19 protein-coding genes are annotated in these 19,086 nt (G+C 49.6%); 15 read left to right on the plus strand and 4 right to left on the minus strand.

All coding sequences use genetic code 11. The features are described from left to right. Positions 1–371: 371 nt before the first annotated feature. Together EHT87_RS11685 and EHT87_RS11690 are read right to left on the minus strand one after the other, a co-directional pair. Positions 372–779: a T9SS type A sorting domain-containing protein gene (locus tag EHT87_RS11685; protein ID WP_124906801.1), complete on the minus strand. Its 408-nt coding sequence runs from the start codon at positions 777–779 to the stop codon at positions 372–374. Between the two features lie 454 nt (positions 780–1,233). Next, positions 1,234–2,145, minus strand: coding sequence for a nucleotidyltransferase family protein (locus tag EHT87_RS11690; RefSeq protein WP_124906802.1), 912 nt, complete (start codon positions 2,143–2,145; stop codon positions 1,234–1,236). Positions 2,146–2,432: 287 nt separating this feature from the next. Here EHT87_RS11690 and EHT87_RS11695 point away from each other — a divergent pair, with 287 nt between their 5' ends. The 6 genes from EHT87_RS11695 to EHT87_RS11720 all read left to right on the plus strand — a co-directional run bounded on the left by EHT87_RS11695 (position 2,433) and on the right by EHT87_RS11720 (position 7,901). After that, the gene (locus tag EHT87_RS11695) at positions 2,433–3,611 is read left to right on the plus strand and encodes a homogentisate 1,2-dioxygenase (protein WP_124906803.1); all 1,179 of its coding nucleotides are present in this window, start codon (positions 2,433–2,435) and stop codon (positions 3,609–3,611) included. Between the two features lie 12 nt (positions 3,612–3,623). Next, positions 3,624–4,760, plus strand: coding sequence for a 4-hydroxyphenylpyruvate dioxygenase (gene hppD / locus EHT87_RS11700; RefSeq protein WP_124906804.1), 1,137 nt, complete (start codon positions 3,624–3,626; stop codon positions 4,758–4,760). A 98-nt stretch (positions 4,761–4,858) separates the two neighbouring features. Next, positions 4,859–5,629, plus strand: coding sequence for a phenylalanine 4-monooxygenase (locus EHT87_RS11705; protein WP_124906805.1), 771 nt, complete (start codon positions 4,859–4,861; stop codon positions 5,627–5,629). Positions 5,630–5,718: 89 nt separating this feature from the next. After that, on the plus strand, positions 5,719–6,156 hold the full coding sequence (locus tag EHT87_RS11710; protein WP_124906806.1) for a MarR family winged helix-turn-helix transcriptional regulator: 438 nt from the start codon (positions 5,719–5,721) through the stop codon (positions 6,154–6,156). Continuing rightward, the gene (fahA, locus tag EHT87_RS11715; RefSeq protein WP_124906807.1) at positions 6,153–7,334 is read left to right on the plus strand and encodes a fumarylacetoacetase; all 1,182 of its coding nucleotides are present in this window, start codon (positions 6,153–6,155) and stop codon (positions 7,332–7,334) included. The genes EHT87_RS11710 and fahA overlap by 4 nt, the downstream gene beginning before the upstream one ends. Before the next feature lie 204 nt (positions 7,335–7,538). Beyond that, positions 7,539–7,901: a DUF1801 domain-containing protein gene (locus EHT87_RS11720; protein ID WP_124906808.1), complete on the plus strand. Its 363-nt coding sequence runs from the start codon at positions 7,539–7,541 to the stop codon at positions 7,899–7,901. Positions 7,902–8,016: 115 nt separating this feature from the next. Here the strand turns inward: EHT87_RS11720 and EHT87_RS11725 are convergent, their stop codons facing one another. Then, the gene (locus EHT87_RS11725; protein WP_124906809.1) at positions 8,017–8,628 is read right to left on the minus strand and encodes a DUF6624 domain-containing protein; all 612 of its coding nucleotides are present in this window, start codon (positions 8,626–8,628) and stop codon (positions 8,017–8,019) included. 117 nt (positions 8,629–8,745) lie between these two features. Further along, a complete protein-coding gene (gene ggt / locus EHT87_RS11730) occupies positions 8,746–10,545 on the minus strand; it encodes a gamma-glutamyltransferase (RefSeq protein ID WP_124906810.1) in 1,800 nt (599 codons plus the stop codon). Positions 10,546–10,677: 132 nt separating this feature from the next. Here ggt and EHT87_RS11735 point away from each other — a divergent pair, with 132 nt between their 5' ends. The 9 genes from EHT87_RS11735 (at position 10,678) to EHT87_RS11775 (ending at position 19,085) form a co-directional block, all read left to right on the plus strand. After that, on the plus strand, positions 10,678–11,919 hold the full coding sequence (locus EHT87_RS11735; RefSeq protein WP_124906811.1) for an ABC transporter permease: 1,242 nt from the start codon (positions 10,678–10,680) through the stop codon (positions 11,917–11,919). Positions 11,920–11,983: 64 nt separating this feature from the next. Then, positions 11,984–12,466: a DUF8785 domain-containing protein gene (locus tag EHT87_RS11740; protein ID WP_124906812.1), complete on the plus strand. Its 483-nt coding sequence runs from the start codon at positions 11,984–11,986 to the stop codon at positions 12,464–12,466. Between the two features lie 74 nt (positions 12,467–12,540). Then, complete coding sequence (locus tag EHT87_RS11745; protein WP_124906813.1) at positions 12,541–13,542, plus strand: oxygenase MpaB family protein; 1,002 nt, start codon at positions 12,541–12,543, stop codon at positions 13,540–13,542. Between the two features lie 86 nt (positions 13,543–13,628). Continuing rightward, on the plus strand, positions 13,629–15,005 hold the full coding sequence (mnmE, locus tag EHT87_RS11750; protein ID WP_124906814.1) for a tRNA uridine-5-carboxymethylaminomethyl(34) synthesis GTPase MnmE: 1,377 nt from the start codon (positions 13,629–13,631) through the stop codon (positions 15,003–15,005). Between the two features lie 240 nt (positions 15,006–15,245). Beyond that, on the plus strand, positions 15,246–15,809 hold the full coding sequence (locus tag EHT87_RS31735) for a helix-turn-helix domain-containing protein (protein ID WP_124906815.1): 564 nt from the start codon (positions 15,246–15,248) through the stop codon (positions 15,807–15,809). Further along, positions 15,806–16,927: a site-specific integrase gene (locus EHT87_RS11760; RefSeq protein WP_124907236.1), complete on the plus strand. Its 1,122-nt coding sequence runs from the start codon at positions 15,806–15,808 to the stop codon at positions 16,925–16,927. The genes EHT87_RS31735 and EHT87_RS11760 overlap by 4 nt, the downstream gene beginning before the upstream one ends. 11 nt (positions 16,928–16,938) lie before the next feature. Beyond that, on the plus strand, positions 16,939–17,832 hold the full coding sequence (locus EHT87_RS11765) for a hypothetical protein (protein ID WP_124906816.1): 894 nt from the start codon (positions 16,939–16,941) through the stop codon (positions 17,830–17,832). Positions 17,833–17,952: 120 nt separating this feature from the next. Continuing rightward, positions 17,953–18,306 carry a helix-turn-helix domain-containing protein gene (locus tag EHT87_RS11770; RefSeq protein ID WP_124906817.1) on the plus strand — a complete coding sequence of 118 codons (354 nt, stop codon included), beginning with the start codon at positions 17,953–17,955 and terminating at the stop codon, positions 18,304–18,306. Beyond that, a complete protein-coding gene (locus EHT87_RS11775; RefSeq protein WP_124906818.1) occupies positions 18,303–19,085 on the plus strand; it encodes a helix-turn-helix domain-containing protein in 783 nt (260 codons plus the stop codon). Before EHT87_RS11770 ends, EHT87_RS11775 begins: the two co-directional genes overlap by 4 nt. Position 19,086 lies beyond the last annotated feature (1 nt).

Raw genomic sequence — 19,086 nt, forward strand, 5'->3', positions numbered from 1 at the left:
TTGAAGAATAACGGCAAGTAAGCCGTTCTGGTTTTATATACGAAAAAAGGGCCGTGAAATTTATCAGGAAGCTTCTGACTGGAAGCCGCAACGGATTCCCCGGTCGTGGTGCACCCGGTTCTTTCCCAATACCGGGGGCAACCAAACGGAATAAACCGGTTTTCAATGCTGATTGTCCACTTTTCGGATGCGGTTTAAAACCGAATGGCCTTCAAAAACGACGATGCGTTTTTCTGCCGGAAATGTCGCCGGCGACCTTGTTGGCATTCCGTCTAATTAAAACAGCCGGTCAGATTCGAAAATCTGACCGGCTGTTTTACTGTACAAAGGTGGACGAGAATTAGTGGGTTAAAGCGGAAAGGCCCGAAGGCTTAGTTCCGCGCCAGAACCACACGGCTTACTTGCGTTTGAATAGCGAATGACTGAGACACTTTCTCTTTGCCGTACGCTACTTCGATTACATATTTACCGTCCGCCAATTGGGAGAAGTCAAACACCCGTCCTAATTGTTCCGTTTTGGTCAACGTGCCGTTGTACAGCTTGTTGTTGGAATCGTCAACGATGGATACGACGATTTTATCATTAACCGGCTGATTGACCGTTACTTTAAATTTCAGATTACCAACTTCACGGATAGAAACCGGAGTTGCTTTCGTTTCGGCTTTCGGGCCATCCAACACACGGGCCTCAGCCGATGAAGGAGCAATGGCTACTAAGGTCGTTGCGGCCAGCATCGCTAAGCCCAACTTTACATTATTATTTACAAAATTCGTTTTCATAATTTTTCTAAGGTTGTATTCAAACTAGGTTGTATTCAGACTTGATATAGTACAATAAACTAATTGCTTACCCTACTGAACCCTTGTCGGCCCCTTTGTTGATACAAATGTATACAACATTGAATACAAGTCAATTACCAAATTATTACGAAATCAAAAGTTGTTTATTATTTGAAGGTAAAACTTAGAAAAGTTCAATAGTTTACGGTTGTTTACTACTAATACTTTAAATAGTGAAATGTTTATTTTCTAAGATAAATACCAGGTTTTATAAAATAGTACAATTCATTCGTCCGGTAATGAAAAAAGCGCCAAACATCACGTTTAGCGCTTTTTTCATTACCGGATTTTAACCCTACAATTTATCGTATTTTATCACCATCAAAGCTAATTCCGGCATTTTTGGTGGTAAAATAAAGGTAGCCCGACTCCAAACTACCGGATTCTTAAAAAACTACCACAATTTTTCCGGGTACATTCCTTCGTCGTGCAACCGTTTGAACGAAGCTTGTACCAGCGGTTTGTCTTCGGGATAGGTCACGCCAAACCATTCGGATCGACTGCGGAATACCTGGCACCGTCCCTGATTCCGCTGAATCAGATTCGTCATAATAGTCGGAATGTAAAACTCGGCTTTGGGCGAGTCAACATGAGCGCGGGCATACGCCGTAAACTGCTCCTGAACCAACGGAAATACCGCCGGTTTGAAACCCCAGAAATTCATCGAAACCGGCGTATCGGGGGCCAGCACCGTTAGCCCCTCCGGTTCTTCAAAAACAATCTGCCCGGCCTGGTCGCCTTCATTCTGGCGGTAGATTTTGGTGCGCTCGATGACGGACGACAGGGTTCCATCCGCATTCAGATCACAAACGCCCCGCGATACCGAACCATAGTCCGACAGCGTATTCCGGACTTCGTAGCCGACCAGCGCGTGAAGATCATCCTCGGTATTGTTCACCAGAAAATCGGCCAGAATCCTGAAAGCTTCCTGACCATAAAAATCATCGGCGTTGATCACGGCAAAGGGCGTATCGGTATGCTCGCTGGCGCAGAGCATCGCGTGGCCCGTTCCCCAGGGCTTCGTCCGGTGAATGACGCCCAGATCTTCCGGCACATAGGAGGTCAGGGACTGAATGGCAAAATCGACGTCAATTTTACCGGCTAATTTGGGCAGAAAAATTTCTTCAAAATCCTTCCGCAATTCTTCACGGATAATGAACACGACTTTGCCAAAACCGGCCCGAATGGCATCATATAACGAATAATCGATGATCGTTTCGCCGTTGGGACCAAAATGATCCAGTTGTTTGATTCCACCGTAGCGGCTACCAATCCCGGCGGCCAAAATCAGAAGTGTGGGTTGCATCAGGTTTACGTCAGTTGAAAGTTTATTCCTCCCGAAAGAAGCTCTGAGAATACGGATTTAGAAGCCCCCGTTCGGGTTGGGGTAATGTGCCGACAAAAATAAGGAAATGCTATTGGGTCTCTATATCGGTTCTCATTTAATGCTCGATAGGCCCCGAATATCCATAAAATCAGTTTATAAGAAAATTATTTCTTCCAATTGTTCAATACTTTTAAAATTTATGGTAACATTGTAAGTAAAACAATAATTAGTAAAACAAGTATTGTAAGTGTATTTCATCGACCGCCATGCCTTTCTATCATACACTGGGTCAGATTCCGCCCAAGCGACACACGCAGTTTGAAAAGCCCCCGGGCCGGGATGGTGCAGCGGGACTGTATTACGAGCAGTTGTTCGGCACCATCGGATTCGAGGGCATGTCGTCGTTGCTTTACCACCTTCACCGGCCCACGATGGTGAAAGCCGTGCTGGAGAGTGTCGATACAACGCCCGTCGTGGCGGTTGAGAAGAATATCCTTTCGCGCAAACTGCTCGGTTTCAACCTCGAACCGAGTCCGGCCGATTTTCTGGAAAGCCGCATTCCTTTACTAATCAATAAGGATTTGATTGTGGGTCTGGCCGCGCCGACGCAGTCGATGACCACTTACTTTTACAAAAATGCCGATGCCGACGAATTGATTTTCGTTCATCGGGGTTCGGGACGGCTCCGCACGTTGCTGGGCACCATCCCGTTTGAATACGGTGATTATCTGATCATTCCGCGCGGCATGATCTACCAGATCGAGTTCGACGAAGGTGTGCAGCCGCGTTTGCTCTATGTAGAGTCCCATTCACCGATTTACACCCCCAAACGATACCGCAACCAGTTTGGTCAGTTGCTCGAACATTCGCCCTTTTGCGAACGCGATATCAAACGTCCGCAAAATCTTGAAACCCACGACGAAACCGGCGATTTTCTGATCAAAATCAAGAAGCAGGGTGCGCTGCATTCCCTGGTGTATGCCACGCATCCGTTCGATGTGGTGGGCTGGGATGGCTACAACTTCCCGTACGGTTTTTCGATTTTTAATTTTGAACCGATAACCGGCCGCGTTCATCAGCCCCCGCCGGTGCATCAGACGTTTCAAACCGACGCATTTGTGGTGTGCTCGTTCTGTCCGCGGCTCTACGATTACCATCCGAAAGCCATTCCGGCACCGTATAACCACTCCAACATCGATTCTGACGAAGTGATTTATTACGTAGACGGCGATTTTATGAGCCGCAACGACATCGCGCCGGGCCACATCACACTGCATCCGGGCGGTATTCCGCACGGGCCGCATCCCGGCGCGATGGAGCGAAGCATTGGCAAAAAGGAAACGCAGGAATACGCCGTGATGGTCGACACCTTCCGCCCGCTCATGCTGACAGACGCGGCCCTTCGGCTGGACGATGGGAAATATTACAAGTCCTGGATTGACTAACTTCATCAACACATGGAAACGCTGGAATTAACACAATCAAAACCAGTTGCTGACCCCGCAACCGACTTTCTGCCGCTCAACGGCACGGATTATATTGAATTATACGTGGCCAATGCGCTCCAGTCGGCGCATTATTTCCAGACGGCTTTTGGCTTTCAGCCGCTGGCCCACGCCGGGCTCGAAACTGGCTGGCGGGATCGGGAATCGTACGTGGTGGTTCAGGGAAAAATCCGGCTGGTGCTCACCTCGCCCCTCCACGGCGGGACCGAAATAGGCCAACACATTGATAAACACGGCGATGGCGTTCGGGTGGTGGCCCTGTGGGTCGACGACGCGACGAAAGCCTACGAAGAAACCACCCGCCGGGGGGCCATCCCGTTTATGGACCCCACGCGCGAGGAGGATGCGGACGGTTTTGTGGTTCGGTCGGGCATTCATACCTACGGCGACACGGTGCATGTTTTTGTGGAACGAAGCCAATATACCGGTATTTTTCTGCCCGGTTACAAAACCTGGGAACCGGAACATCATCCCGACGATGTGGGACTGAAGTACGTCGATCACATGGTCGGCAATGTGGGCTGGAACGAGATGAACACCTGGGTTAATTTCTATGCCAACGTGATGGGATTCAACCAGTTGGTTTCGTTTGACGACAAAGACATTTCAACCGATTACACCGCCCTCATGAGTAAGGTGATGAGCAACGGCAACGGGCGCATCAAATTCCCGATCAATGAACCCGCCGAAGGCAGGAAGAAGTCGCAGGTGGAAGAATACCTCGATTTCTACGGCGGACCCGGTATTCAGCACATTGCCGTGGCGACGGACGACATCGTGCAGACCGTCACGGATTTACGCAACCGGAGTGTCGAATTCCTGAAAGTTCCGGCGGTTTATTACGATGATCTGCTCGACCGGGTGGGTCATATCGATGAAGAAATGAACGCCTTGCGGTCGCTCGGCATCCTGGTCGACCGCGACGACGAAGGGTATCTGCTTCAGATTTTCACAAAACCGGTGGGTCCGCGACCGACCTTGTTTTTCGAAATCATCCAGCGAAAAGGCGCCAGATCATTCGGAAAAGGCAATTTCAAAGCCCTCTTCGAAGCCATCGAGCACGAGCAGGAATTGCGGGGAACGCTTTAACAATTGTGAATGAGTGAATGAGCGATTGAGTGAATAGCTCCGCCATTTCCTGCTCCCTGCGAAGCTATTCGCTCAATCGCTCATTCACTCAATGAAAAATGATCCAGGCATACGACACCTATACCGCTGACGACCAGGTCGTTTGGCGGTTGCTCTTTGAACGGCAGATGGCTTTGCTGCCGGGAAAAGCCAGTCAGGATTACCTCGACGGAATCGATAAAGTCGGTTTTGTGGCCGACCACATTCCGGATTTTGAACGTGAACTGAATCCGCGCCTGCAGCAACTCACCAACTGGCGGGTTTCGGCGGTGCCGGGTTTGATCTCCAACCGCGAATTTTTCGAGTTGATGTCGGCCCGCAACTTCCCGGCAACCACCTGGTTACGTCGGCGGGAGCAACTGGATTATCTCCAGGAGCCGGATATGTTTCACGACACGTTCGGACATGTGCCAATGTTGTCGAACCAGGCTTTCTGCGATTTTCTGGCGGCTCTGAGCCGCATTGCGCTGGCGCACGTCGATCACCCGGAAGCGATCGACATGATTTCGCGGCTGTACTGGTACACGGTGGAGTTCGGGCTGATTCGGGAATCGGGCGGGGCGGGCCACGATCGGTCGGGCCACGAAAGGTCGGGCCACGATCAGTTGCGGATTTACGGCGGGGGCATACTGTCTTCGACGGGCGAAACCACGTACAGCTTACAGGACCCGCGTCCCAGCCGCATTCCGTATGACGTCGGAAAATTGCTGCAAACGCCGTACGTGATTGACCGGTTTCAGGACCGGTATTTTGTGATCGAATCGTATGAGCAGTTGTACCAATCCATTCCGGAAATCGAGGAGAAACTGGAAGAATTGTTAGTCAGTTAGTTTGGCGTAATTTTGTGGTTGAATTTCGAAACCGGATGAACAGGGCTGTCTGATCCGGTTCAGGAAAAAACGCTAACAGAAACTGACGAATGACGCATCCTTCCGATCACCGGGCTTATTTTTTTAAGATTGACACCACCATTAAAAAGATTCGGAATGCGCTCCAGAAGCAGTTCAACGAAACCGGTTTTGATCTGACGGTCGATCAATGGGTGCTCATCGATCACCTCCATCGCAACCCCGGAATCAGCCAGAATGTGCTGGCCGATCTGACCACGAAAGACGCGCCGACCGTCACCCGGATGATCGATCTGCTTTGCAAAAAAGGCCTGACCGAACGGCGAATGGCGGAAGACGACCGCCGGAAATTCCTGATTTTTCTGACGTCCGAAGGCCAGACCAAATACGATGAGGTGCTGCCCACGGTGGTCGACATCCGGCGCAAAGGCTGGGGCGACCTCAGCGAAGACGATTACCAGCATTTTGTCCGAATCATGGATTCGATTTACAATAACATCAGTGAATGACCCTTCCCTACGGTATTTTCAGCACCGGCGATTCCGCCCCCCGCGTGGGCGTACGGCTTGACAACCAGATTCTTGACCTGGACATGGTGGGTCGTCTGGGATTTTTCGATGATCTGGCTTTCAACCGGGCGGTATTTCAAAAACCGGTCCTGAATGAGTTTATGGAATTGGGCAAACCCGTTTGCCGGGCGGTTCGTCAGCGCCTGATCGACTTGCTGACCGATCCGGAAAAACCGCTCGAAGCCTTTGCCAACTTCGTGTTGATCGATGCCAAAGCTACAACGCTCCACCTGCCGATTCGCATCGGCGATTATACGGATTTCTACGCCAGCGAGGAGCACGCCAGCCATGTGGGCCGGATGTTCCGCCCGCAAGCCGAGCCGCTGCTGCCCAACTGGAAGCACTTGCCGGTGGCTTACCACGGCCGGGCGTCGTCCATTGTCGTTTCGGACACCCCGATTAAACGGCCAAATGGGCAATTTTTAGGGCCGGATCAACAGCCGGTTTTCGGACCATCCAATGCGCTGGATTTTGAACTCGAACTGGGTATTGTGATTGGAAAATCGTCCGGATTAGGCGAACCGGTTTCGGTCAGTGAAGCGGAAGACCACGTATTCGGTTTTGTGTTGTTCAACGACTGGTCGGCGCGCGACATCCAGCGTTGGGAATACCAGCCGTTGGGGCCTTTTCTGGGCAAAAACTTTGCCTCCTCCGTTTCGCCCTGGGTGGTCCCGCTCGAAGCCCTCGACGCCTTTCGGATCGACAGCCCCCCACAGCAACCAACGCCCCTTCCCTATTTGCAATCGACCGGAAAAAATCACTTTGACATTCACCTGGAGGTGGTTTTACAAACGCCCGATCGGCCTGATGACGTGGTAATTTCCCGAACGAATGCGCGGCATCTCTACTGGAATGTGGCCCAACTGATTGCGCACCATACGGTCAATGGCTGCAACCTGAACGTCGGTGATTTGCTGGCTACCGGCACCATTTCCGGCTCCGCGCCCGACAGCTACGGCTCTTTGCTCGAACTAAGCTGGAACGGCACCCGCCCGATACATTTGCCCGACGGCTCGACCCGGACGTTTCTGCAAGACGGTGATACGGTTATTCTGCGCGGTTGGGCGGGCGAAAAAGAAGTCGACTTTGGCGAAGTCCGCGGAATCATAACGGCCTGAAAGTCCTTGCCAACGCGTTCAGCTCCATTCCCGGTTTTTCGCCAAAACCAGAAAATCACTTTTGCTATCATTTACGGGTAAAATACAGCTTTGCAGGGAGTCGTTAACGCTTAAAGGCGGTTTTCTAGCATTAAACAATTATAATCGGCGCGATTATTGCACTTTTTATGGACAAACTATACTTTTGTTTAACTAAACCCGACCATGACACAAGCCGTAGAAACCTTCTTAGCCGACTACAAGCCGGAAGTCCGCGACCTGACCCTGAAGGTCAGGGAGCTGGTACGAAGCATCCTGCCCGAAGCGCATGAGTCTGTGCATACCGGTTACAAAACCATCACCTACGGAACCGGCCCCCGCATGTCCGACGAAATCTGTTACATTGCCCCGCTCACGTCGAGCGTCAATCTGGGCTTTCTTTACGGAACCAAGTTGCCCGATCCCAACGGTTTATTGAAAGGAACCGGCAAACTCCTGCGGCACATCAAATTCGCATCGCCGGAAGAAGTTACCACACCAGGCATTACGGATTTGCTGGAAATTGCCAAAAATCACGGGGAATTTTAGCCTTGCCAGCAATAACGTCTATCCAGGGATGAATTTTAACGCTAAAAGTGTCGGGTCAGCAGATTTCAAACGCTTCTGGCTGGGATTCATCCTTGGATAATGTCATGCTGCTTCGCTATTTCTTCACGCCCATCCGAGCCAGGTAAGCCGCCATGGGTTCCAGGTCCATCTGCTTGCGTCGTTGATCCAGATTAGCCTCATCTTCAATAGGATACACATCTTTCTGACCCTGGTTGTTGATGTGGATCTGGGTTCCGTAAATCTGCTTTTCTTTCTTCTGAACCTTCACCTGGTCAGTTAAAAAAGCGACACCGGCTTTGTCCAGTTCACCTTTTTGGGCAGCTTCCGTGACCATTGGCAAGTATTTTTCGTGAACCGCCCGATCAACGCTGTGCTGAATGATCAGAAACGCGACCTGATCCAGCGGCTGGCCAACCACACTTTTGCCGGGATAACCGCCCACCTGCGCGATGATTTTTTCAACTTCGGCCAGGTGTTCTTTGTCCATGTCCTTGATTTTTTGCCGGGCATCCTGCGCTTCTTTCGCGCCCCAGCCGTATTGCCGCTCAATGGCGTCATAGGCCGCCCGTTCTTTCTGGTCTTTTTCGTAAATCTGCGTCAGCCGCTTGCGAACGTCGGCCGTATTGGCGGCACTTTTGGTGGCTTGTGCCCATAAACCGGTGTTGATCAGACACAGAATAATCAGAGAAAGAAATTTTGTTTTCATGATTGTGAATCAGTAGCTTAGTAACATGTGATTTGATAAAAACCGCTTTTCGGCCTGCAAGGTTTAATTTTTTCGTACCCACGGCCCGCCGGGCGGCCCCGTTGAGTCCGTGGGTACTTAAAAGCCCACCGATGTATTGTCCGCCCGCGGATCCGATGCACCTTCGAGTGTGCCGTCGGGCCGGAGCAAAATGCAATCCATCCGCCCCAGCGAATTGGTCAGTTGTTCGAGCTTGTAGCCACGCGATTGCAGTTTCTGGATGGTTTCGTCCGAAAAAGCCCCGTTTTCAAAGAGGGTATTGTCGGGCAACCACTGGTGGTGGAACTTCAGCGCGTTCACCGACTGCTGCATCGTCATGCCGTGTTCCAGCACATTCAGAATCGTTTGGTAGACGGACGTAATAATGGTCGAACCGCCCGGCGTTCCCACCACCATGTACAATTTACCGGCCTGCTCCACGATCGTTGGCGTCATCGACGACAGCATCCGTTTGCCGGGCGCAATCGCATTGGCCTGATTCCCAATCAGTCCGAACATGTTCGGCACGCCCGGTTTTACGCTAAAATCGTCCATTTCGTTGTTCATCAGAAACCCGGCTCCACCCACCACCACGCGACTGCCGTAGCCGCCGTTGAGCGTGGTTGTGATCGCAACCGCATTGCCTTCCTGATCGACCACGGAAAAATGGGTGGTTTCCAGACTTTCGTAACCCGGCAAGGTGCCGCCTTTGATGGCCCGGCTGTCGGTGGCTTTGGCAAACGTAAAATCCGACCAGCGGGTTTTCAGGTAGTCTTTGTCGATGAGCTGATTGACCGGCACTTTCACAAAATCCGGATCGCCCAGAAACTTGGCCCGGTCGGCATACACCCGGCGTTCGGCTTCAATCATCACCTGCACCGTCGAATCGCTGTTCCAGCCCCACCGGCGCAGCGGATACGGTTCGACCAGCCGCAATAGCTGCAACAACGCCACGCCCCCGCTGGAAGTCGGCGGCATGGTAATGATTTTGTAGTTTCGGAAGGTGCCCACCAGCGGATCACGCCAGACAGCCTGGTAATTTTTCAAATCGTTTTCCGTGATAATACCGCCCCCGCGCTGCATTTCGGCTACCAGCAACCGGGCGGTTTCGCCTTCGTAAAAACCGGCCCGGCCCTGTTGCTGAATCCGGCGCAGCGTTTGACCTAAATCCTTCTGAATCAGCAACTCACCGGTTTTCCAGTCGGTCGTATCGGCCTTCATGAAATACCGTTTCTCCGGATTCACCTGCAAAAAGGATTTTTTGGTGCGGTTTAGTCCCAGGGCTTCGCGCTCGGTCAGGGCCACGCCTTTTTCGGCCAGATCAATAGCCGGTTGCAAAACCTGCGCCCACGTCAATTTGCCAAACCGCCGGTGGGCTTCCGCCATTCCGGCGACCGAACCCGGCACCCCGCTGGCCAGATGCCCGGTAATACTAAGGCGGGGAATGACGTTTTGCGCCGAATCCAGGTACATGTCTTTGTCAGCCTTTTCGGGCGCTTTCTCCCGGTAATCGAGGGTGAAAGCCTGCCCGGTTTTATCCCGGAACACCATAAAACCGCCCCCGCCGATATTGCCCGCGCCGGGATAAACAACCGCCAGCGCAAACTGAACGGCCACGGCCGCATCCACCGCATTGCCACCTGCTTTCAAAATAGCCACACCCACCTGCGACGCTTCCGGATGCGCCGACGCTACCATTCCGTTTTTGCCCGTAACCGCCTGCCGATCCGAATAATAAGGCCCGGATTTACGCGCAACGGCCGTTTTTTTTTCGTTATCGTACTGATAAACACCCGTACTCTGCCGAACGCCCGGCTTCTGCTGACCCGTTCGGCAGGCCCTCAGCAGAACGAAAGTCAGGATAATTGCATTATTGAAAGATAGACTTAACTTTTTCATAATTCAGGCAGTCGTAAACCACTAATCTACAAAAAGTAACCAAACATCCGCCGAAACTACCTTCGCTTTCAAATCGTTTGGTAGATTCACTTGGGTCTGATACCTTTAATCCACTATAAACCGGTCAATCCCTTGAAATTCCTCCGCCAGACTTACGAAAGCTTCCGGTTCGCGTGGCAGGCCCTGCGCTCGAACCTCCTCCGAACAACGCTCTCGCTGCTGGGCGTGACCATCGGTATTTTTGCCATCATTGCGGTTTTCACCATTGTCGACTCGCTGGAACGGAATATCAAGGAAAGCCTGTCCGGTATTGGCGACAAAGTTTTATACGTCCAGAAATGGCCCTGGGTGTTTGACGGCAATTTTCAGTGGTGGAAGTATTTTCAACGCCCTGAACCTTCACTCAGTGAATTTAAATTTTTATCCGAGCGATTAGAAACCGCTCAGGCCGTCGTTGCCATGGATTTTAAGGGGCAGGTTACGGTCAAAAACGGCAATAACAGCATCGATGCCTTGATTCAGGGCACGACCATGGACTATAATAAGATTTCGGATGTGCCCGTGGAGCAGGGACGGTATTTTTCTCAACAGGAAATCGATGCCGCCCGCAATGTTTCCATTGTCGGTGCCGATATTGCCGAAACCCTGTTTCCGGGTCAGAATCCGGTGGGCCGGGAGTTTAAGCTCAATGGGTTAAAATACGTCGTCATTGGCGTGCAGGAGCGGAAAGGCGAGAGCTTGCTCAATTTTGGCGGCAATCCCGACAATAAATGCCTGATTCCAATCGGCGCCTTCGCCAAAATGTACCATTCGGTTTATCCCAGCATCGATATTGCCGTGAAAGGCTTCGACCAGGACGAAGGTCTGCTCGAACTGGAAAGCGAAATCCGGGGGCTGATGCGCGCCCGACGGGGCTTGAAACCGTTGCAGGAAGATAATTTTGCCCTCAATCGCCCCGATGCAGCCGCCAAAGCCATTTCCGGGCTTTTTGCCGTTCTGACGGTGGCCGGTTGGGTAATTGGTAGTTTCTCGATTCTGGTAGGAGGATTCGGCATCGCCAACATCATGTTTGTGTCGGTAAAAGAGCGTACGAATCTGATCGGTATTCAGAAATCGCTGGGGGCTAAAAATTACGTAATTTTGTTTCAGTTTCTGTTCGAAGCCGTTTTTTTAAGTTTAATTGGCGGTGGCGTCGGCATCTTACTCGTTTATTTGTTGTCATTCATAAAGCTGGGTAGTCTGGTGATTATTCTGTCGCCGGCCAATATTCTGTTGGGATTGGGCGTATCGAGCATTATCGGGACCGTTTCCGGTATTCTTCCGGCGCTGGTGGCGGCCCGGATGGACCCGGTCATTGCCATCCGTTCAAAATAAACCGGATTGTAATTCCACTCCGTAACGTATTCATTTGCCTGTCAAACAAAACCATTCCGTATTCATGAGACGCTTTCTAATCCCTATTGTCTTTCTGCTGTTTGTATTCGGTATATTTTATTACCTGACCGCCTGGAGTTACAGTGATGGCGAACGGGCCGGAACCATCTCCAAATACAGCCGCCGGGGGTATGTTTTTAAAACGTGGGAAGGAGTGCTGAATGTGGGCGGTTTTTCGGGCGAAACGGGTTCTTTGACTCCGCAATATTTTGATTTTTCGGTGAAAGATGACTCCGTGGCCCAACAGATCAACCAGGCCGTCAAAACCGGTCAGCGGGTGACGCTGCATTATGAGGAAAAGCTGGTAAAACTGCCCTGGAATGGAGAAACCAAATACTTTGTTACGGGCGTCGAAATTGTTGATCCTCAGTACCGGTACGGTGTCCCGGGCCAACCCGTTTATCCGAACCAACCTGCTCCGCAAACACCGCCGGCGCAACAATCGCTGCCTGCGCCGGTTGATACCTTGCGCGGTGACACGCTGTAGAACAAATCCCGGACTCATGTCTGTGAGCACGGTGCAATGACCTATACATTACGGACTCAAGTCCGCCGGTACCTATGTTGAAAACCATCAGTCTCAACCGCCTATTTTCGGACGAATTACTGGACCGCTACCGGCAGCAGGGCGACGCGTCGGCGGATGCGGTTATTGCGTCGGTGGCCGCCGAAGGCAATCGGGCAGGCGTCGGTGCGCTGATGCGCTGGCTGGGCACGGCTACGGAGCTGGACGATTCTGACCAACACCCGGCTGTTCAGCAGTTTATGAACGCCCATGCGCATCTTCCCGACTGGGCCGACCATCGCCGGATGGAGATCGCCATGCGGTTTTTTCAAAAAAATAAGGTGGCGGTGGGTTTAACGCTGGGCTGCTATTCCTTACCGTACTGCTACGCCGGTGCGGATGGTGCCCGGGTGCTGTGGATCTCCCAACGCATTCATAACGACACCCGAAAGCGGTTGGAAGAAACCGGCGAATGGGTATTTGGGGTGATGAAAAGAAGGGATTGGGAAAGTGGAAAAGCCATTCGCCGAACCCTGAAAATCCGTTTGTTACATGCCTCCATCCGCTGGTTTACGCTCCACGGCGGGCAGTGGGATCTGGCCTGGGGGTATCCGATCAACCAGGAAGATATGGCCGCTACCAACCTGGCCTTTTCCTACATTGTGGTGCGGGGGCTGCGAAAAGCCGGTATTTCGATGACCGAAGAAGAGGAAGAGGCTTACCTGCACCAGATCAACGTAGCCGGTTCTTTACTGGGCGTGTCGGAAGCCTTGTTACCCCGCAATCTTCGCGAAGCCTTCCACCTTGAACGTACGATTGCCCGGCGCCAGTTTCGGATGTCAGAACAAGGGAAAAGTTTGACCCACTCACTGCTTCAAGCCCTCGAAAATCTGGCTCCACCGGCCTTGCGGAACCTCCCGGCGGCCCAAATGCGTTACTTCCTTGGTGACGAACTGGCCAATTTGCTGGGGATTCCCGCCGTCCCGCTGGAGAAACGGCTGGTTGGACTGGCTACTTCGCTGCCTATTTTTCCAAAATTATTGAATTCCAGCCTCTGATAAACCCTGATTCTCTCTGATAATCTCTGAGTAACCAGTTGTGAATCAGAGCTTATCAGAAACTTTAGAGTTTATCCGAGTTTATAATGACCATCTTACAACAGGAGCCGATTGCGGCCCTGGCCACCGCGCCGGGCATTGGAGCCATTGCCGTTATTCGGGTGTCGGGCAACAACGCCATCGATCTGACGAGCCGGATTTTTCGCGGCAAAGATCTGAATCAGCAACCCTCCCACACCGTTCATTTCGGCACCATTCGGGATCAGGAAAACGCCATCATCGATGAGGTGCTGGTTTCTCTATTCCGCAGTCCGGCTTCGTTCACCAGAGAAGATGTGGTTGAAATTTCCTGCCACGGCTCGGAGTATGTGATCCGGCAAATTCTGCGGTTATTGCTCAAAGAAGGTGTTCGGATGGCGCAACCGGGCGAGTTTACGCAGCGGGCTTTTCTGAACGGCCAGTTCGATCTGGTGCAGGCCGAAGCCGTCGCCGACCTCATTGCCGCCGATTCCGAAGCTACCCACCGGGCCGCCCTGACGCAACTTCGGGGCGGTTTTTCCAAACAACTCAAAACCCTTCGGCAGCAACTGATCGAGTTTGCAGCCCTGATTGAGCTGGAACTGGATTTTGGCGAGGAGGACGTGGAGTTTGCCAAACGCGACGATCTGCGGAAACTCGTGTTCGCCATCCAGCGCGTATTACGGCCATTAATCGAATCGTTTTCGGTCGGCAATGCCATCAAGAATGGTGTCGCAACGGTTATTGCGGGCAAACCCAATGCCGGCAAATCGACCTTGCTGAATGCGTTGCTGAACGAAGAGAAAGCCATTGTTTCGGATATTCCCGGTACCACCCGCGATGTAATCGAGGACGAATTATTCATTGACGGGATTCGTTTCCGGCTCATCGATACGGCCGGGCTCCGCCAAGCCACCGACACCATCGAAGCCATCGGTGTGGAGCGTACCCGGCAGCAGCTCGACAAAGCCGCTATCATTATTTACCTCTTCGATGTGGCCGAAACCGCGGTAGCGGAAATAACCGAAGTTGAAACGGAACTGAAGCAACGGAATGTACCTTACCTACTGGTTGCCAATAAGATGGACAAATTATCCAGCGATGAAATTGACCAGTGGCGGCTCGATTTTGGAAAAGAACTCGTTCCCATTCAGGCCAATACGGGCAAAAATCTCGACGAAATGACCCGGCGCATGACCGGTTTTGTGAAAACCAACGCGATTCCGGGCAGCACGGTGGTTACAAATTTACGTCACTACCAACACCTGACCCAAACCGATGCCGCACTCGTCCGCGTCCTCGACGGCATTGACGACGGCACCACCCAGGACTGGATCGCCCTCGAACTCCGCGACGCGCTCCATCATCTGGGCGAATTGACGGGCGAGATCACCAACGATGATCTGCTGGCGACGATTTTCAGCAAGTTTTGTATTGGAAAGTAACTTCACGTAGCAAAGATATTATATATCTTTTCTAATCCTCAGTAAACCCCTATCAATAGGCCATTTATAGCTTAAACATTGCAACTTTTCTGAGTAATACCGATTGGTTATTCAGTGGTAATTTGTACCTTAGTTGTACCTTAATGACGGGCTAATAGTAAATGCTCGTTTTTTTGGCGAATTAATGGCACATATTGACACACCAAATAATTTACTGGCACAATCTGGCAATTACTGACTATGAGTTCTAATCTCCGTATTATTCGTATTTGTGAACAGTGTGGTATTGAGTTTGAGGCCCGTAAAACTACGTCCAAAACGTGCAGTGATGATTGCGCCAAACGAGCATACAAAGCCCGTAAACGCGCTGAAAAGGTAGAGGGAAGCAATAAACAGGTTGAGCGAATTAAAGCGAAACCCATTGAAGACCTGAAAGCTCAGGTGTATTTAACCGTCGACGAAACAGCCCGTCTGATACGCATAAGTCGCCGAACCTTATACCGTATGAATGAGCGGGGTGAATTACGATTTGTCAAACTCGGCCGCCGGACCGTCATTCCCCGGTTAGATATTGATCGCTTATTCGAACAACCCAAATCGGTTTCAAGACCTATGACAGTTGTAATCCAACTCTCTGATTGTTACACTATGAAAGAAGTGATTCAGAAATATGGAATATCCGAAAAAGCGCTGCACAATTTGATCAGGAGAAACGAAATACCAAAGCAGTACAATGGGATTTATGCTTATGTGCCCAAATTCCGAATCGACCAACTTCTTTCTCCAACCGTTACCCCATCATGATCAAGGTCAAACTCCGTAAGAAACCGATTTCGGATGGGCGCTCAAGTCTGTACCTTGATTTTTATCCAGCAATCCCTCATCCGGACACTGGTAAACCAACCCGGCGGGAATTTCTGGGGCTATACATATTCAATAAGCCCAAAACAATTGTTGATAAAGATCAGAACAAGGAGACAATTGGATTAGCCGAGAATATCCGGGCAAAACGCCAGCTCGACGTCCAACTCAGCGCTTATGGCTTTTTATCCGACCGTCAGCGAAAAACGTGTTTTGTAGCTTATTTCAAACAGCAGACCTCCAAACGCAAAGGTAGTAACCAGGATAACTGGACGAGTGCCCAGGCATACCTGGAAGAGTTCACGGGTGGCACGATTAAAATGTCCGAGCTAACAGTAAAGAAATGCACTGAGTTTCGGGAATACCTGTTGTCGGCACCTAACCGGCGCAACGGCGATCTGCTGGCCATTAATTCGGCCCTCTCCTATTTCAACAAGTTTAAGTCCGCTCTGAAGGATGCTTTCAGTGATGGGTTGCTACCCATCGACTTGAACGCAAAAGTAGGATCGATTAAACCGGAAGAAACAAGTCGGGAGTTTCTTACACTGGAGGAGTTGCAGGCCGTAGCCAATACAGAGTGTTCAATGCCGGTGATGAAAGTAGCTGCATTGTTTTCGGCCCTGACCGGGCTTCGGTTTTCGGATATTGAAAACCTCACCTGGGGTGAAGTCCGGGACACGGCCGCGGGCGTTTATAGTATCCAGTTCCGGCAACAAAAGACTCAGGGTGTCGAGTTTTTGCCGATTCCTGAGCAGGCTTACGAATTGTTGGGTCCGCGTGGTGAACCAGATAGCCGGGTGTTTCCGGACCTCTCCTATTCTGCCTACCACAACCAGATTTTAAAGCAATGGATTAAAGCCGCCGGAATTACGAAAGATATCACATTCCACTGCTTTAGGCATACCTATGCCACCATACAACTGACAATGGGGACCGATATTTATACGGTTTCCAAAATGCTGGGTCACCGTGGACTGAAGACAACTCAGATTTACGCTAAAATCGTTGATCAGAAAAAGCAGGAGGCTACAAATAGGATAAAAATTATCATTAAAAATTAAGCATATTAGATATGGAAAATCGGGACAGATGGCCGCTGCATATCCTTATTGAAATGAAAAAATCAGGGGTAAAATTGAATGAATACGAAGAAGAGTTTCTTAATATAATTTTTGAAATAAGAGACACCAATCCTAAGACTAAAAATAATCCGGAAGTAAATCAAAATAAAAATTATCCGATAACTCAAAAAGCTTTAGAGAATTTCATTGAAAAACTAATCGGGGCAAATCACTATAAGCCACTTGCTAAAGAAGTTTATGAAAATGAAAAAGAATTTTACTTTAAAGAGTTTGGCTTAGGCGTGTCTTTTGAAGAGTTTTGGAGTTGGGTTAAACATTTTCATAGTAATCATTCCTTAGAGTGGATAAAAAACAATTTGACTTATGAAATCTTAGTTTCAGATTTTAATAAATCTTATGCTAAAAGTCGAATCGTAAGAAAGATTATACAAGGTGGACACTACAATTTAAAAGTAAATGAATCTCAAGGAGATAATTCTATAAATTCCGATTTTAATAGTTCGATAAAAGTAAATAAGTTTAATGGTATGTCATTGGACGAAGTAGAGAAATGGTTCATGAAATTATCGACTAACACTAGTAATAATGGGCGACTATTTCTTTCTGTAAACGATTTGAAATTATTCATTGACAGAGCATTTTTAAAAAAAACTGGAGTTAAAAAACTAACCCTTAATTTTGGACCAAAGGAAAAGTTATTTGTTTGGAAGTTGTTCTACCAATATTATCTAAACTGTATTTGTATTGAAACTGGTGTTGAACGTGGTACGCAATGCCGTGATAAATATATAAGACTACTTACGGACAACTTTACAAACTTTACTTTCGATGAAGTAAAGGCAAATTTCGCGAAATCGAACAGTATTGTAGGAGAGTGGAACTGACTAAAATAGCCTATTGTCTTACATATCTTACTTTTGTTTTTACCTAAGTTACTAATTTCGGCAGACCTCCTGATAAAGCAATAGTATTGCTGACAAGTTTCACACAAAGAACTGTCAGTAATGAAACAACCCCCGATTACATTCGATCAGCTTCCCGCCTATGTTTATCAGTTAGGCCGCAAGTTCGATGATTTAATGGCATTTTTACGGTTTCAGGCACCGCCTGCTCCTGAGCGTTTTTTCACAATTGAAGAACTCAGTAATTACCTGCCTGGTAAGCCTGCTGTGACAACATTGTACGGTAAAGTACAAAGACGTCAAATACCTTTTTCTCGCAAAGGCAAACGCCTTGTTTTCCGTCAGGCAGACATTGACCAATGGTTGATCGACGGCCATTCTAATCTCAGTGCAGAGCTAGCAGATCATTACATTCAATCAAAGGAGCGCAAAGGAGGGCGTAAACAGGTAGTATGAGCTCTCAATTGACATTCTCACAAGATGAAAGTGTCCGACTTTTAAAGACACTTTCCGAAATAAAAGCTGACACAGTCAACCATCCGATATTGGAAGAGGTTTTTCAAAAATTGGAAACCTTTATAAATGCCAACAAGCCGGTATCTACTTCCAATCCGGCAAAAACTCTCCCTTCAATCTCTATTTACCTAAACGAAGACGATAAAGTGCCGGAAAAAGCGTTTCCCGGAGTCCACCTGTTATGGTTGTTTCGACATTCCTCAAAGTGGGCTAATTACGTTATAACCTGGGGATTGGATATGGCTGGGTTGCCTTCAGGATTCGTAGCATTACCATTTCTGTATGGAGATGTGGATGAAGTTTTAAAGGATGAAAATTCCTATACCGCAATCCGGCAGGAATCGCAGTTTGTACTGATCATCCGTACGTCTGGAATTCGTGATGAAGATCATTACAGAATTACCTACGACCGGATTTCTGAATACTACCGGCAACGTTACATACTTGTTCCGGCGCTTGATGCCAGTGATATCAACACCCGCCTTCGTGTAGGACACGATCCTATGATCAAGCAGGATTTTACCCGGCCTATTGTTCCAATAGAAGAAATGAGGTTTTCAGTTGATCCAGTGATTCAGAACAATGAATTACCCGATGAAGCCCTGATTCTCAAAGTAGTTAAGTTGATTCAGCAGTGCAAAAGTCAGCGAAAAATTGCTCAGGAACTTGGCGTTCCGCAGGCTAGAATTAGCCGTCTAATTGCAAAAAACAAAGAGTGAA

Source organism: Larkinella knui, from assembly GCF_003858645.1.
Lineage (GTDB): Bacteria > Bacteroidota > Bacteroidia > Cytophagales > Spirosomataceae > Larkinella > Larkinella knui.